Consider the following 13910-nt stretch of genomic DNA (forward strand, 5'->3'; position numbering starts at 1 on the left):
CGACAGGTGGGGTGGGAGACAGGATGCTGAGGTCGCTTTGGCGCAATCTGCCGGGTCGGCGCATGCCGCTGCCGCGGTTCGGAATCGGTGACTTCCGGCTCGGCCGGACGGCCAACGATGACGCCGGCACGGGTGTCGTGCCGCTGCCGGTGCGTTCGCGCGACCTTCTGCGTGGCCACGGGTCCATCGAGTTTCACGGTGTTTCCAAGGCGCTGGGGCTGAGCGGCAAGCGCGTTCCTGTGCTGCAGGATATGAATGCCATCTTTCCGCGCGGCCGGGTGGTGGGCGTGCTGGGCGCGTCGGGCAGCGGCAAATCCACCCTGGTGCAGTTGCTGACCGGCAACATGCGGGCCGATGCCGGACGGATCGTGCGCGGCATGAGCGTCTCGTGGCCCACCGGCGCGCGCGACATCTTCCGGCGGGAGCTGACCCTCCGGAAGAACGTGCGCATCGTGTCCGGCCTCTATGGCGCCTGGGCACCGGACATGCTGGAGGCGGTTAAGGAAATCGGAAAGATCCGCAGTCAGGATCTCGACCGACCGCTGTCGGAGGTGCCCGCCGATCTGGTCATCCGGGGCACGGCAAGCCTATGTTACGCCTTGGATTTCGACTGCTATATCGCCGATGATCTTCTGACCGGAGGGTCGAAGCACTTTCGTGATCATTTCAAGGAGCTGTTCGTGGAGAGGAAGTCCACGCACAGTCTCATTATCGTCACCAAGAATATCATCGCCTATCGAGAGCTGTGTGACGACATTCACCTCCTCGAGGGAGGAACGCTCCGGACCTTCGCCAACAAGCATGACGCGATCCAAGCCTTCAAGACAGGCGATCGCGCCAAGGTGCTTGATTGATCGGCCCGGACGGACCAGAATGAGTATTAGAGCGCAAAGAGGTTTCGATTGAATAGCCCCTTGAATCTGCGCCCGCGCAAGGCGACGCCGCTGCCCACGCACGACCGCGAGGTCCCGCATGAGGAGAGCAACGTCAAGTCGATCTTCAGCTGGCTGAAGGTCCCGGGGGACGATTTCGCTGCGCAGCGCGAGGAGCAGCTGCCGCTGCGTCAGCGGCTGGCGATCCGCGAGTTCTGGCAGAGCAATATCAAGCTCTTCAATCGCCTGTTTCTCGCTCTGCCGATTTTGACGGCCGCGACTTACCTCTATCTGATCGCCCCCGATGGCTATCAGGTGGATACGGTTCTGGCGATCCGCAACCCGGCCAACAATGTCGCCAATGCCGGCGGCTCCATGCAGGGCATGGCGGCGGCGCTGAGCAGCTCGGGCCAGACGGTGGCCGAGCGCGCGATCGACGAATCCTTCGCCGTGGTGAACTTCATCCGTTCGCGCGAAGCGTTTGATGAGCTTGAGAAGAGCCTCGATCTCAGCAAGCGGTTCACCTCCGGCAAGCTCGACTGGTTCCACAGGCTGTCGCCGGAAGCGCAGTATGAGGAGCGCTACCGCAACTATCTGCAGCACATTTCGGTGTCCTATTCGGATATCGAAGGGCAGATCACCCTGACCACGGACGCCTACGATCCGGAAACGGCGTTCGCCATGGCCAAGGAGCTGGCGCGCGTCAGCGAAAAGATGGTGAACCAGTTCAACGAGCGCGCGCGCTCGGACACCATCCGGCTGGCGCAGATCCAGCTGACGGAGGCGGAGGACGGCCTGCGCATGGCGATGCTGGCGCTGACCGATCTTCAGATCAAGAACGGCATGCTCGACCCGAGCGAGGAGGCCGCGAGCTTCGGCCAGATCATCTCCTCCCTGCGCGAGCAGGTGGCGGTGAAGCGGGCGGAACTGGGAGCGCTCACCAGCAATTCGTCTCCCGAGTCCCCGCGCGCGGTGGAAATCCGCAACATGCTGGCGTCGCTGGAATCGCAGATCCGCACCGAGCAGAACCGTCTGACCGGCCGCACCGATGCGCTGGCGCCCCTTATCAGCCAGTTCAAGCTCTTGAACATCAACATGCAATTGGCGCAGCAGAAGTACAATTCCGCGGCCGCCATGGTGCAGACCGCCGTGCTGCAGTCGGAGCACCAGAAAATCTATGTGGTGAACGTGGTTTCACCGACGGTGCCGATCGAGTCCACGCTGCCCCATCGGCTGCGCATCCTGCTCGGTGTCGCTGCGGTGACGTTCCTCGCGTGGCTCATCGCGCGGCTGATCCTCGCCTCCATCCGCGATCACAGCGTGTAAGGCCTTGAAGGTCGCGGGTGCCGTCTGGCGGCGCCCGCGGGGTCAGGCGTCGTCGGGGGGCGTGTCGTCGGAGGCCACGTCGTCGGTGCTGCTCCAGCGTTCCGAGCGGAAAGCGGCGGCGATCGCGCGGGCCTGAGCCTCCTGGCGGGCCTCGCGGCCGAGGTCGGGGCTGACGCCGGCGCAGGCGGCCAAGGCGCGATGCAGTAGGGCGGCTTTCGGGTACGCGGCCTCCTGGCGCCCGCCATGGCCGAAATAGTCGCAGGTACAAACGCTCATCAGCGCCTCGAAACGCGCCGGCTGCTCGAATGCGCCGATGCGCGCCAGCATGGCCGCCACCGGCCCGGCCCGTACCTGCGAGGTGCGGTGCACCCGCTCGCATTCGTGCAGCGCCAGAAGCGCCAGCTCGCGGCATTCCACCGGCAGGGTGAAGCGCGCGCAGATGGCCGTGATACGCGGCGCGCCGCGCTCCATGTGGCGGTAATGGGCGGGCAGGTGCTCGCGCGGGGAGTCGGATTTGCCCACGTTCATGGTGAGCAGGGCCACCCGCACCGCCAGTGGCGCCTCGCGGCGCGCGGCTTCGTTCAAGGCGTTGATGAGCAATTCGCCGAGATCCACCTCGCCAGGATCATCGGAGATCTGCGGCACGCCGAACAAGGTGTCCACCTCCGGCAGGATGATCTCCAGCACGCCGCAGTCGTGGAGGGCACGGATCATGGTGCCGGGCTCCGTCGCCATCAGTCCCCGAGCCAGCTCGGGCCACATCTCCGCAGGAGCGAGCCCGTCGAAGGCGCCGATTTCCATCTGCTCGAACATGAGATCGAGCGTGTCGTCGTCGGCGGCGCCGCCCTCCGCAAGGAGGGCCGCGAGACGCAGAATGCCCAGACCTGGATGCACCTGCACCAGATCGGGCGGGAGGAGCGGACGATCATGTTCCATGACCGAAGTGGAACACCGAGTGGGGGGAGGCGCAAGGGCGGCCAGGGCAGGCGAAGGGTGGCCAAAGGGGTGGGGTCTCCCCGTCATGGCACGCTGGCGCAGGCTGCGCGCTTTGTGCAGGGCTCCCATGTGGGTTGTGCTTGATCGGGGCGGGGCCCCTGCGAACTGCAGGCCCGGCGCCGCTCTGCGGTCGTTAAGTGCCGCACTGCCAACGTGTTCCGGCTGCCACATGCGCGGGAAGATTGGGTGCGCTTCATAATTTGTCCATAGAGAGCGTCTGAAAGTGGCGTATCGTCCCCACGATCAGTTTGGAAAGCGGGCGCTGTGAGAACTTTTTGGGCCGTGTCGACGTTTCTTGCGTCGGGTATCCTGGGCGTCGGCCTCGCCTATAGTCAGATGCAATCGTCGGCTTCGGTCCCCGCTGTCGCCTCCACGCCTGTCGTCGCCCCGGCGGCGGACGGCCTGGGAGCGCGCGCGACCTCCGCCGCGCCGCGGGTCGTGGCCCAGGCCGCCGCAGCTCCGGCGCGGGTGGCGCCGGCGAGTGCGTCGTCCGCGCAGGGATCATCGACGAGCGCGTCTTCGGTGACTGCGGCCGCGGCTGCCGCGGCGGCGGTGGCGGGACAGGCGCCGGAGGAGAGTGCCAGCGCGCCCATGCAGGCGCCGGCGATCGCCCCCACCAGGGGCTTCCGCTTTCCGGCCTACACCTCGGTCAATGTGGACGGTCCCTATATCGCCATCACGTTCGACGATGGCCCCAATCCGGAAACCACGCCGAAGTTGATGAAAATTCTGGCGGCGCGGGGCGTGAAGGCGACCTTCTTCGTGGTCGGCACGCGCGCCAGCGAGAATCCCGAGCTGCTGCGTCAGATGGCGGCGGCGGGCCACGAGATCGGCAACCATTCCTGGAACCACCCGCAGCTTCCGAAGGTGAGCGAGGCGGAGGCGGATCGCCAGATCCAGATGACCTCCGACGCCATCCGCGCGGCCACCGGGTCGGCGCCCGTCTATCTGCGTCCGCCTTATGGGGCCATGTCGCAGGGGCTGCGCCGGCACATCGAGAACAAGTTCGGCCTGGCCATGGTCTACTGGTCCGCCGACTCGCTGGATTGGAAGAACCGGGACGCCCAGGCTATCTATGACAAGGTGATGGCCCAGACCCGTCCGGGCGGCATCATCCTCATGCACGACATTCACGCGACCACCGTGGCGGCCGTGCCCCGGGTGCTGGATGCGCTGCAGGCCAAGGGCTATCACTTCGTCACCGTGTCCCAGCTCATCGCCATGAACAAGCCCATGCCGGAGCGGGTGGCGCAGCTCGCCTCGGGGGCGCCGAAGCCGAAGAAGCCCGGCACCGCCGCCAAACCCGCCTCGGCGACGGGCAAGCCGGCCACCGCCAAGCCGGCAGTCGCGCGGCCGAAGCCGGCCCCGCAGCCGGTCACCCGCACCAGCCTCTACTGAGCTTCATCCGCTTTCGGGTTGCAGTTTCGACCGACAGGCCGCGCACACGTCGCCAGCGTGTGCGCGGCCTGTCTGCGTGCGCATCTTGGCCGGGCAGGGCGCGCGTCTGCGCTGCCGCAGTCCAGGGGGGCGGGTCATCCCCATTTCGAGGGATGCACCGCGTCTTCATCATGGTATTGTGGTGGGGCCGGTCAGGCGGCAGAGGGGAACGGCTGGGGCGAGCTGCCCCTCTATGGCGCACTGTGGGGCGGGGCTTGGTCCCTGGCGCCCGCAGTGCGCCATGTCCTCCAGCTTCGGCCCTGGCATGTGCCGGCGTGCCGCGTCGCCGCGGGCGCCGTGTTCTTTCCCCCGGACGTGCCTCTGCCCCCAGGGCGTGCCTCAGCGGCTGCCGGTGCCGCCGACAGGTGGGCCTTGCCATCCGCCGTGGGGCGTGCTCAGGGCGGGAGCGGAAAGGACACCTCATGCCCGATTATGATTTTCGCACCCAGCGCCTTCATGTGCCCGATGATCTGGCGGCAGGTGTCGCTCTCACCCTGGCGCCGGAACCGGCGCATTACGTGGGCAACGTCATCCGCCTGCCGGTTGGCGGTGCGCTTTTGCTGTTCAACGGCCGGGATGGGGAATGGCTGGCGCGGCGCAGCGCGGGGGGCAAGAAGGAGGTGCGCCTGGAGGTGGAGCGGCTGCTGCGGCCCCAGCCGGCGCCGCTCACGGTGGAATATGCCTTCGCGCCGCTGAAGCATGCACGGCTGGACTACATGGTGCAGAAGGCGGTGGAGATGGGCGCGGGCCTGCTCTCTCCGGTGATCACGCGCTACACCCAGGTCTCGCGGGTGAACCTGGAACGAATGGCGGCGAACGCCGTTGAGGCGGCGGAGCAGTGCGGCATCCTCAGCGTGCCGGAGGTGGCTGCGCCGCGATCCCTTGAGGCGTGGCTTGAGACCTTGCCGGCGGATCGGGTGCTGGTGTTCTGCGATGAGGCGGCGGTCACGTCCGATCCCATCGCCGCCCTGCGGGCCGCGCCCGCCGGCCCGGTGAGCGTGCTCATCGGCCCGGAAGGGGGCTTCGCGCCGGAGGAGCGGGCGCGCCTGCTGCCGCGGGCGGTCACCCTCTCGCTCGGGCCACGGATTTTGCGGGCCGACACGGCGGCCGTCGCGGCGCTCGCCTTGGTGGAGGCGGCGCGCGGCGCCATATAAGCACCTTGCCGCTTTTGGGTGAAAACCAGCGTCTTTGACTGTTTTCTACACGAAAATATTTATTTTGAATAAGTCGTAACAGAATTTGCTGTTCTGCAGCTTTTTGCGTGCGCTGCGGTAAGATATTGTGCGCGCATCACTGTTGATGTTATTTTTCGATCGCCCCATTTTCGACCGATTTTGCTCCAGTGTTACGCCATCCTGCGTTACTGATGGGATGTTCGTTGGGGTGTTTCATAAAAGTATTGGAGGCTGGAATGTCGGAGTGCTACCGATTCGGAATCGAAGAGGAGTTCTTCGTCGTCGATGGGGAGTCCATGGCGATCCAGCGGCGGATGCCCACCGGCTTCCACGATCATCTGCGCGAGGAGCTGGGCGCGGCCGTTACGGGTGAGATGCTGCAATCGCAGATCGAGGTGGCGACACAGCCGGCCACCGATGCGCAGGCCGCACTGGATGAGCTGCAGGAGCTGCGCCACAGCGCCGGCCGGGTGGCGGAACGCCATGGCCTGGCGGTGATGGCGGCAGGCACCCACCCCACCGCCAGCTGGGAGGGTGCCCGGGCGAACCGGGCCCAGCGCTACGGCGGCCTGATGAACGACCTGAAGATGCTGGGCGAGCGCAACATGGTGTGCGGCCTCCACGTGCACGTGGAACTGCCGGACCCGGACCAGCGGGTGGATGTGATGCGGCGCCTGGTGCCCTACATCCCCCATTTCATCGCTCTCGCCACCTCTTCGCCCTTCTGGGGCTCCAAGCACACGGGGCTGATGGGCTACCGGCTCGCCGCCTATGACGAGCTGCCGCGCACCGGCCTGCCGGAGATGTTCGAGGACCACGCCGCTTATGAGCGCTATGTGGGGGCCTTGGTGGAGGCGCGGGCCATCGAGGATTCGAGCTATGTGTGGTGGAGCGTGCGCCCCTCCCGCAAGCTGCCGACCCTGGAGCTGCGCGCGCCGGACAGCTGCACCCGGGTGGCCGACAGCATCGCTATCGCGGCCCTGTATCGGGCCCTGGTGCGATTCCTGGTGCGCAACCCGCAGCACAATCGCGAGGTGAGCAGCGTCGATCGCGCCATCGCCGGGGAGAACAAGTGGCGGGCCCAGCGCTACGGGGTGCACGGCTCGTTCGTGGATCTGGCGCAGCGCCGGGCGGTCTCGGTGCGCGATTGCGTGGAGGGGCTGGTCAATCTGGTGGCCAGCGATGCCGAGGAACTGGGTTGCCTCGACCCGGTGCTGCACGCCCGCGCCATCGCCGAAGGCGGCACCAGCGCCGATGTGCAGCTGGCGGTGTTCCAGGAGGCCCAGCATCGCACCGGCAACCGGGGCGAGGCGCTGCGTGCGGTAAAGAGCTGGCTGGCGCACACCACGGTGCAGTGAGCCGGCGCGCGGCACCGCCATCGCGCCCCGGGGGCGATGGCGGCAGAGGGCGGCGGTTACGGCCGGAAGGGCACCACCGTCTGGCGCTGCTCGCCGAGCCCGTCGATGCCGAGCCGCATGACATCGCCCGCCTTGAGGAAGAGCGGCGGCTTGTGGCCCAGGCCGACGCCGGGCGGCGTGCCCGTGGTGATGACATCACCGGGGTCGAGCACCATGAACTGGCTGAGATAGTGCACCAGGAAGGGGATCCGGAAGATCATGGTCCGGGTGGAGCCGTCCTGCATGCGGGTGCCGTTGACGTCGAGCCACATGGGCAGGGCGTCGAGGTCTCCCATCTCGTCCGGGGTCACCAGCCAGGGGCCGAGGGGGCCGAAGGTCTCGCAGCCCTTGCCCTTGGTCCATTGCCCGGCCCGCTCCATCTGGAACGCCCGCTCGGAGACGTCGTTGCACAGGCAGAAGCCGGCGATATGGGCCAGCGCGTCCTTCTCCTCCACATAGCGCGCCCGGGTGCCGATGACGAAGGCGAGCTCCACTTCCCAGTCGAGCTTGGTGGCGCCCTTGGGGATCATGACATCGTCATGGGGTCCGCAGATGCAGTTGGGCGCCTTGTTGAACACCACCGGCTCGGTGGGAATCGCCATGTTGGTCTCGGCGGCGTGGTCCGCGAAATTGAGGCCGATGGCGATGAAATTGCCGGGGCGCGGCACGCAGGGGCCGAGTCGCGCGCCCTCCGGGGCGAGCGGCAGGCCGGCGGGGTCGAGGGCGGCGACACGCGCCAGGGCCGCGGGCGCCAGCGCGGCGCCGTCGAAATCCTTGATTTCCGCCGACAGGTCGCGGATCAGGCCTTGGGCATCCACCAGCCCGGGACGTTCCTCCCCCGGTGCTCCGAAGCGTACCAATTTCATGCCCGTGCCTCCTCTGGCTCCGCAGCGCGTCGCGCGCGGGCTGCACGCTGCCGTGCGTGCTGCCCGCGGTCAATGGCCGGAGCCTGCGGCCGAGCCGCGAGTGTAGATGGCGCCTTCCTCTAGGGCATTGAGGGTGATGGCGAGGCGCCGTCTAGACCTCGTCGCGCGGTGGCGCGCGGCGCGCGCGATGTGGCGGGGTGGATGGTAATAATCGGTTGAGATCATAGCATCAGTGCCGCAGCGTGCCGGTATGTTGGTGTGTGGACACTTAGCCGTCTTCCAAGTGACGGGAAGAAATACTGCATTAAAACAAGGCATGGCTAAAAGTCAGCCGGGGCTGCTTCCGTTTTTCGCGCGTGCGTCATAAAAGGGAAACAGGACTCCGGATAACTCCCACGCAGTCTCCTTCGGGGCGGCGCGCGGAGCGCGACGACAACGCCGTGGCGTGTGGGCACCGCTGGTGGGGGTGCACGATGATCGAGTGCAACGATGATCAGGTGCAGCGTGGATCAGGTTCAACGTGCGGAGGTCATGGCGTGAGCGACACTGCGGATGCGCGACGCTATCGCGCTCTCTTCCTGTCGGATGTCCATCTCGGCACCAAGGGGTGCCAGGCCGAGCTTCTCCTCGATTTCCTCAAGTATCACGATGCGGATGTGATCTATCTGGTGGGCGACATCGTCGACGGCTGGCGGCTGCGCTCCTCCTGGTACTGGCCGCAGAAGCACAATGACGTGGTGCAGAAGCTGCTGCGCAAGGGCCGCAAGGGCACCCGCATCGTCTACCTGCCGGGCAATCACGACGAATTCCTGCGCGATTATTACGGCACCCATTTCGGTGGTATCGAGGTGGTGGAGACCGCCATTCACGAGGCGGCGGACGGCAAGCGATACCTGGTGATTCATGGCGACGTGTTCGACGTGGTGGTGCGCCACGCCAGGTGGCTGGCCTTCCTCGGCGACTGGGCCTATTCGGCGGCGCTCACCACCAACACCTACGTCAACCGCGTGCGGCGCAAGCTGGGGCTCACCTATTGGTCGCTCAGCCAGTGGGCCAAGCTGAAGGTGAAGAACGCCGTCAACTACATCGGCAAGTTCGAGGAGGCGGTGGCCGACGAGGCCAAGCGCAATGAGGTGGATGGGGTGATTTGCGGCCACATCCACCACGCGGTTATTCACGACCAGTTCGGGGTGCGCTATGTGAACTGCGGCGATTGGGTGGAGAGCTGCACAGCCATCGCCGAGCACGACGACGGCCGCATGGAGATCATCTGCTGGACCCGCAATCTGAAAACCCTGCCGAGCAAGGATTCGGACCTGGTGGAAGGGGCCCAGGCGGCCGCCTGATGCGCGTTCTCATTGCGACGGATGCCTGGCATCCGCAGATCAACGGCGTGGTGCGCTCGCTGGAGTACACCGCCCGCGAGGCCGAGCATCTCGGCGCCCATCTGGAGTTCCTGTCGCCGCAGGAGTTCCGCACCCTACCCATGCCGTCCTACAGCGAGATTCGCCTGGCGCTGGCCACCCCGCGCATGATCATGCGGCGGATCGAGGCCATGCAGCCGGATTTCGTGCATATCGCCACCGAGGGGCCCATCGGCATGCTGGTGCGGCGGGCGTGCATCGCCAGCCGGCGCACCTTCACCACCTCCTACCACACCAAGTTCCCGGAATATCTCTCGGCCCGCGCACCGGTGCCCGAGCGCTGGACCTATGCCTGGCTGCGCTCGTTCCACAATGCCGCCGGTGGCGTCATGGTCTCCACCGCCTCGCTGGAGCGGGATCTGGCGGCGCGCGGCTTCAAGCGGCTGATGCGCTGGTCGCGCGGGGTGGACGCCGACCTGTTTCGGCCGCGGCCCGAGGCGACCTTGAACATTCCCCGGCCGGCCTTCCTGTTCGTCGGGCGGGTGGCGGTGGAAAAGAATATCGAGGCCTTCCTCGATCTCGATCTGCCCGGCTCCAAGGTGGTGGTGGGCGGCGGGCCGGCGCTGGAGAGCCTGCAGGCCCGCTATCCGGATGTCCATTTCCTCGGCCCCAAGGAGGGCGAGGATCTGGCACAGGTCTATTCCGCCTGCGACGTGTTCTGCTTCCCCAGCCGCACGGACACCTTCGGCATCGTGCTGCTGGAGGCGCTGGCCAGCGGCCTGCCGGTTGCGGCGTATCCTGTTACCGGCCCTTCCGACGTGCTGGCGGACGCCACCGAGCCGGTGGGCGTACTGGACGAGGACCTGCGCACCGCCTGCCTCAGGGCGCTGGAACTGTCCCCCGCCGCGGCCCGCCGCTTCGGCGAGCACTACACCTGGCGGGAGAGCGCCCGTCAATTCCTCGATAACGTGCTGGTGGCACACGATATCGGCCCCATCGCGCGGCGCTATCGCCTTCGCCTGCGCCGTCGGGTAGCTTCCGGATCATGAATCCTTCGCCGATCCTTCCCATCGCCGCCGACGTGGATGCCGCCGCCCAGCGCCTCAAGGGGGTGGCCGTGCGTACACCGCTGGTGTTCTCACCGGTGCTCAGCGATCACTGCGGTGCGCGCGTGTTCCTGAAGCCGGAAACGCTGCAGCGGACCGGCTCCTTCAAGTTTCGCGGCGCCTATAACCGAATCTCGCAGATTGCCGAGGACCGGCGGGCCGCCGGCGTCGTGGCCTGCTCGTCCGGCAATCATGCTCAGGGGGTGGCTGCGGCGGCGGCGCTGCTGGGCATGCCGGCGGTGATCGTGATGCCCAGCGATGCCCCGGCCCTGAAGCGGGAGCGCACCCTGGCCCTGGGGGCCGAGGTGGTGGATTACGACCGCACCCGGGATGATCGTGACGCCATCGCCGCCGCCATCGCGGCGGAACGCGGTGCGGTGCTGGTGCCGCCCTATGACGATCCGGATGTGATCGCCGGGCAGGGCACGGTGGGGCTGGAGATTCTGGAAGACCTGGCGGCACTGGGGCTCACCCCCGATCTCGTCGCCGCCAACACCTCCGGCGGCGGCCTGGTAGCGGGGCTGGCGCTGGCGGTCCGCACCCGCGTGCCCACCGCCCGCATCGTCGCCTGCGAGCCCACCGGCTTCGAGGATCACGCCGCCTCGTTTCGCAGCGGCCAGCGCGAGCGCAATGCGCAGGCCACCGGCTCGTTTTGCGATGCGCTGCTGGCGCCCACGCCGGGAGCGGTGACCTTTCCCATCACCCGCGAACTGGTGGGGGAAGCAGCGGCGGCCGATGACACGGAAGTGGCACGGGCCGTCGCTTACGCCTTCCGCGAATTGAAGCTGGTGGTGGAGCCGGGCGGCGCGGTGGCGCTGGCGGCGCTGCTGGAAGGCCGGCTGAAGGCCAGCGGCACGGTGGTCATCGTGCTGTCGGGGGGCAATGTGGATGTCGCCACTTTCATGCGGTGTCTGGCGGCGTGACGCGCTGGGCGCGGTGACGGGTGGGCGCATGCATGTCTGAGGCTCCGGCGGGACAACGCTGTGCGGATCCCCCGCCGGGCGGCGCGTTGAAGCTCACCCTGGGCGCGGCGTTCGCCACCTTCTATCTGCCGCTCGGCATCCAGGTGCCCTACCTGCCCCTGTGGCTGCAGCATCGCGGCCTGGGGCCGCAGGAAATCGGCATCGCCATTGCCGTGCCTTTGGTGACGCGCCTGTTCGCCACCCCCGTGCTCGGTCTGCTGTCCGACCGGCTGGGACGGCCGCGCGCCACCTTGACCGCGCTCGCGGCCATGACGTGCGTGAGCCTCACCTTGCTGGCCTTCAGCGTCGATCCGTGGCTGATCTTCGTGGTTTGCGGGGTGATCGCCCTGAGCTGGAACCCGAGCTTCGCGCTGCTGGATTCCTACGCCTCGCGCCAGGCGCTGGCTGGGCGGGCCGATTATGGGCGCGCGCGCCAGTGGGGCTCGGCGGCCTTTCTGGCGGCCAATGTGGCCGGCGGCGCGGTGATCACCCTGACGGGCCCCGGCTCGGTGGTCGTGTGGATGGTGCTCGGGGCGGTGAGCTATTTCCTCGTCACCCTCCTGCTGCCGGAACTGCCGGCGCCGACGCCGGCCCCGGCCGGCGCGGGGCCCGCGGCGCGGCTGCCGCGCTGGCTCGTGGCGGGAATTTTGGCCGTGGCCCTGGTGCAGGCGAGCCACGCGCTGCTCTATGCCTTCGCCTCCCTGCATTGGCGCGCGCTGGGCTGGTCGCTCACCACTATCGGTCTGTTGTGGGCCACCGGCGTGGCGGCGGAGATCGGCGTTTTTCGCTTCGGCACCCGGCTCATGGGGGCCATGGGGCCGCATCGGCTGATCGCCCTGGGGGGCGTGGCGGCGCTGCTGCGCTTCGGGGCCATGGCGTTCGATCCGCCCCTGTGGCTGCTCTTCGGGCTGCAACTGCTGCATGGGCTCACCTTTGGCGCCACCTATCTCGGCATGGTGGAACTGGTGGCCCGCGGCGTCAGCGAGCAGCGTTCGGGGGCGGGGCAATCCCTGGCGGCGTGGACGGTGAATCTCGTCATGTCCGCCGCCAGCATGGCTTCTGGGCCGCTGTGGGTGGCGCTGGGCGCCTCGGCCTTCGTCGCCTCGGCGGGGCTCGGGGTTGCCGGGGCGGTGCTGGCGCTGGCGCTTGGTGGCGGGGCGCCGGCGGCTTATCCCCAGAGGTCCGGCGCGGGGGGAAACACTTCGGCGCCCAGATAGGTGAGGTGGGGCGTGCGGTCGCGCGCCAGCAGCAGCGGCCCGTCCAGGTCCACCACGGCGGCGCGCTGGGCCACCAGCAGCGCCGGAGCCATGGCGAGGGAGCTTGCCAGCATGCAGCCCACCATGAGTTGGAAGCCGAGGGCTTCCGCCGCCTCGGCCAGTGCCAATGCCTCGGTGAGGCCGCCGGTCTTGTCGAGCTTGATGTTGACGGCGTCATAGCGATCACGCAGCGCGGCGAGCCCCTGGCGATCGTGCACGCTCTCGTCGGCGCAGATGGGAACCTGATGGGGCATGTGCGCCAACGCGCCATCGTCATCCGCCGGCAAGGGTTGCTCCACCAGCTCCACCCCGACGGACGCGCAGGCGGCCATGAGGGTGGGCAGGTCGGTGGCGCGCCAGCCCTCGTTGGCGTCGACGATCAGCCGCGCCTGCGGGGCGGCGGCGCGCACCGCCGCCAGCCGCTCCGGATCGCCCGGGGCGCCCAGCTTGAGCTTGAGTAGGGGCCGGTTGGCCATAGCGGCGGCCGCCGCCATGGCGGCGGGCGTGTCGAGGCTCAGGGTGAAGGCGGTGGTCAGCGGCCGCAGCGGCGGGAGGCCGGCGGCGCTGGCAGCGCGCTGCCCGCTGCGCTTGGCCTCCAGATCCCAGAAGGCGCAGTCGAGGGCGTTGCGGGCGGCGCCCGCGGGCAGGCGCTGCTGCAGGGCCCGCCGGTCCAGCCCGGCGGCGATCTCCGGGGCCAGGGCGCGCAGGGTTTCCGCCACCCCCTCGACCGTCTCGCCGTAGCGAGCATAGGGCACGCACTCGCCGCGCCCGGTCAGGCCATCGGCAGACAGGCGGGCTTCCACCACCACCGCCTCGGTCTTGGAGCCGCGGGCGATGGTGAAGGTGCCGGCGATGGGGAAACGGGCGATCTCGACCGAAAGGGCCGGGTGGGCGGCGGGCGACATGGATGGGCCTGTGGTTCCAGTTGGGCCTCAAAGTGGGCCTCAAAGTGTGCCTCAAATGCCGACATCTCCGAAAATCGCCTCTTGAACAGGCGGTGCCCGCAGCGGTGGGCGCCGGTGATGTGGTAAGGAGGCCGGAGATAGTGGCTTTCAGGTCTCGAATCGTTATCAGATTCGGCATTGTTCAGGGGAGGCGTGGCGCGGATCCGCCGGGGGGCGAGCGGCGCAGGGCACGTCTCACTGATGCGACA

General features: G+C 67.9%; 12 protein-coding genes. 9 read left to right on the forward strand and 3 right to left on the reverse strand.

Features of this window, described 5'->3' with window-relative positions; genetic code table 11:
- Nucleotides 1-62: 62 nt before the first annotated feature.
- Nucleotides 63-854, forward strand: a complete 792-nt coding sequence (locus tag MEU52_RS19725; protein WP_238122943.1) for an ATP-binding cassette domain-containing protein — start codon at nt 63-65, stop codon at nt 852-854.
- Nucleotides 855-902: 48 nt separating this feature from the next.
- Nucleotides 903-2198, forward strand: a complete 1296-nt coding sequence (locus MEU52_RS19730) for a hypothetical protein (protein ID WP_238122942.1) — start codon at nt 903-905, stop codon at nt 2196-2198.
- Nucleotides 2199-2240: 42 nt separating this feature from the next.
- On the opposite strand, the gene MEU52_RS19735 is transcribed toward MEU52_RS19730, so the two are convergent.
- Nucleotides 2241-3134 (reverse strand): tRNA nucleotidyltransferase, encoded by an 894-nt coding sequence (locus tag MEU52_RS19735; RefSeq protein WP_238122941.1) that lies wholly within the window; start codon nt 3132-3134, stop codon nt 2241-2243.
- Nucleotides 3135-3716: 582 nt separating this feature from the next.
- Here MEU52_RS19735 and MEU52_RS19740 point away from each other — a divergent pair.
- From MEU52_RS19740 to MEU52_RS19750, 3 genes are all read left to right on the forward strand, one after another.
- Nucleotides 3717-4592 carry a polysaccharide deacetylase family protein gene (locus tag MEU52_RS19740; RefSeq protein WP_238122940.1) on the forward strand — a complete coding sequence of 292 codons (876 nt, stop codon included), beginning with the start codon at nt 3717-3719 and terminating at the stop codon, nt 4590-4592.
- Nucleotides 4593-5053: 461 nt separating this feature from the next.
- Nucleotides 5054-5785, forward strand: coding sequence for a 16S rRNA (uracil(1498)-N(3))-methyltransferase (locus MEU52_RS19745; RefSeq protein ID WP_238122939.1), 732 nt, complete (start codon nt 5054-5056; stop codon nt 5783-5785).
- Nucleotides 5786-6042: 257 nt separating this feature from the next.
- Entirely contained in the window at nt 6043-7164 is a 1122-nt protein-coding gene (locus MEU52_RS19750) for a carboxylate-amine ligase (protein ID WP_238122938.1), read from the forward strand.
- A 56-nt stretch (nt 7165-7220) separates the two neighbouring features.
- Here MEU52_RS19750 and MEU52_RS19755 read toward each other — a convergent pair whose 3' ends face one another.
- Nucleotides 7221-8069 carry a fumarylacetoacetate hydrolase family protein gene (locus tag MEU52_RS19755; protein ID WP_238122937.1) on the reverse strand — a complete coding sequence of 283 codons (849 nt, stop codon included), beginning with the start codon at nt 8067-8069 and terminating at the stop codon, nt 7221-7223.
- 536 nt (nt 8070-8605) lie between these two features.
- Between MEU52_RS19755 and MEU52_RS19760 the strand changes: the two genes are divergently transcribed.
- Genes MEU52_RS19760 through MEU52_RS19775 form a run of 4 tightly spaced genes read left to right on the forward strand, consistent with a single transcriptional unit; the run spans nt 8606 to nt 12718 of the window.
- Entirely contained in the window at nt 8606-9415 is an 810-nt protein-coding gene (locus tag MEU52_RS19760; protein WP_238122936.1) for a UDP-2,3-diacylglucosamine diphosphatase, read from the forward strand.
- Complete coding sequence (locus MEU52_RS19765; protein ID WP_273546341.1) at nt 9415-10482, forward strand: glycosyltransferase family 4 protein; 1068 nt, start codon at nt 9415-9417, stop codon at nt 10480-10482. Before MEU52_RS19760 ends, MEU52_RS19765 begins: the two co-directional genes overlap by 1 nt.
- A complete protein-coding gene (locus MEU52_RS19770; RefSeq protein WP_238122935.1) occupies nt 10479-11462 on the forward strand; it encodes a threonine/serine dehydratase in 984 nt (327 codons plus the stop codon). The genes MEU52_RS19765 and MEU52_RS19770 overlap by 4 nt, the downstream gene beginning before the upstream one ends.
- 32 nt (nt 11463-11494) lie before the next feature.
- The gene (locus tag MEU52_RS19775) at nt 11495-12718 is read left to right on the forward strand and encodes an MFS transporter (RefSeq protein WP_238122934.1); all 1224 of its coding nucleotides are present in this window, start codon (nt 11495-11497) and stop codon (nt 12716-12718) included.
- Here MEU52_RS19775 and dgcA read toward each other — a convergent pair.
- Nucleotides 12670-13662 carry an N-acetyl-D-Glu racemase DgcA gene (gene dgcA / locus MEU52_RS19780; RefSeq protein WP_238122933.1) on the reverse strand — a complete coding sequence of 331 codons (993 nt, stop codon included), beginning with the start codon at nt 13660-13662 and terminating at the stop codon, nt 12670-12672. The two genes, MEU52_RS19775 and dgcA, sit on opposite strands and share 49 nt — an antisense overlap.
- Nucleotides 13663-13910: the final 248 nt, after the last annotated feature.

This window comes from Xanthobacter sp. NM-25, assembly GCF_022138605.1.
GTDB lineage: Bacteria > Pseudomonadota > Alphaproteobacteria > Rhizobiales > Xanthobacteraceae > Xanthobacter.